2 protein-coding genes are annotated in these 1,566 nt (G+C 38.6%); one reads left to right on the top strand and one right to left on the bottom strand.

Annotation, left to right across the window (positions count from 1 at the left end; all coding sequences use genetic code 11):
• Positions 1–680, bottom strand: a 680-nt coding sequence (locus AC1DRF_RS27220) for an AraC family ligand binding domain-containing protein (protein WP_477742212.1), incomplete at its 3' end; no start/stop codon positions are given.
• Between the two features lie 222 nt (positions 681–902).
• Here AC1DRF_RS27220 and AC1DRF_RS27215 point away from each other — a divergent pair.
• A partial coding sequence (locus tag AC1DRF_RS27215) for a sensor histidine kinase (protein ID WP_477742211.1) occupies positions 903–1,566 on the top strand: 664 nt, incomplete at its 3' end.

Raw genomic sequence — 1,566 nt, 5'->3', positions numbered from 1 at the left:
TTTTTAGCCTGATTGATTCGAATTGTTTCCAAGTAGCTGTATGGAGAGATTCCTTTTTGCTTTGTAAAAGAGCGCAGCAGCCGGTATTTGCTCCATCCAATTAGCTGACTTAACTCATCCAGCGTGATCTTGTTTGTATAGTTGTCTTCCAAATAGCTGCAGATTGTTGTGATTTCATGGGACGTGTCAACGTCTGACGAAAGAAAAGAAAGATTTGAATGATCCTGCATGAGTTCTTCCAGCAAATATAAAAATAACTCTTCTTTCTTAAACTCCCGTTCACCATTTGAAATTTGTAAATGAAGCTCTTTTAAACTAGAGACAGCATCACTTCTTTGCACCACGCTGCTGTTAAAACGCGGAAGACTTTCACTGCCGTTAATGTCAAAAACAGCTTTTTTCATCACTTCTGGCGTCACGTTAATACAGCGATAATCAAGCGTTTTGCCGTCTATTTGTTCACAGCTATGGACATCATACGGATTAAACAGCAGCAAATCTCCTGGATTAATGATGTATTCTTTGCCTTGGCAAATTAAATGACGCTGACCTTCTTCAATAAATCCAATCACATAATACTCGTGAAAATGAGCAGGAAACTTTTGCATAATCCCTTTAAAACGATAAGCTTCAATATGTAAATCGGCGTCAACGTGCGCCGTGCGAATTTCTTTTGTCATCAATGACCCCTCCTTGTCACATACTAAGCTTTTTAAGCATACCATTCACTCAAAAATTTTTCTTGTATGATATTGCAGATGAGACTTTTTTCCACTACTTTTATCCGTTCAGCTAGGGGTGGTACCAATCACTCTTAAGAGTGATTTCTCTTCTTTCCTCTAGTAATTTTCCGCTCAAATGATAAAATATAGACACATTTTATGGACGAAAGAAGGGATACCGTGAAATATAGACAAATTAAATGGCTGATTTTGCTTCTTCCAACTCTGACCATCGCGCTTTGGGAGTACGTTCGTCATGCCCTTTTGCTCCCTTACATCTCAATGGATATGGGAAATGTGCTTTCTCCGCTCCTTGTCTTTTTTGTAACGCTTATATTTGTCCGCTATTTATTTTCTATTTTAGAAAAAATGCAAGAGGAACTAAGACAAGAAAAAGAAAAGAAAGCAGCACTTATTGAACGTGAAAAATTAGCTCGTGAACTGCATGACGGCATTGCACAGTCGCTGTTTCTCCTATCTGTTAAAATGAACAAGTTCGGAAGAAAAAATAAATTAGAACAGGATCCTGACTTTATCCGGATGAAACAAACTCTTCAGCATGTCCATGACGATACGCGTCAAGCGATTACGAATTTAAAGCACTCTCCGTCTGACTCTTCCGAAAGCTGGACTGAAAGCATTCATCAATACGTCGATGATTTAACACATACTCATTTACTAGATGTAAACCTAGATTGGAGACTGTCAGAAACAACGCTGTCGAGGAAAGAAAAAAACGAGCTGTTTGCTTGTGTAAAGGAAGCGGCTATGAATGTAATCAAACATGCAAAAACGAATAAAATTTGGATTACAGCCACTGAAACGGCCGGGGGATGGATTTGTG

The sequence above is a fragment of the Priestia sp. P5_B4 genome (assembly GCF_056400385.1).
This window is presented reverse-complemented; position numbering and strand designations above follow the sequence as displayed.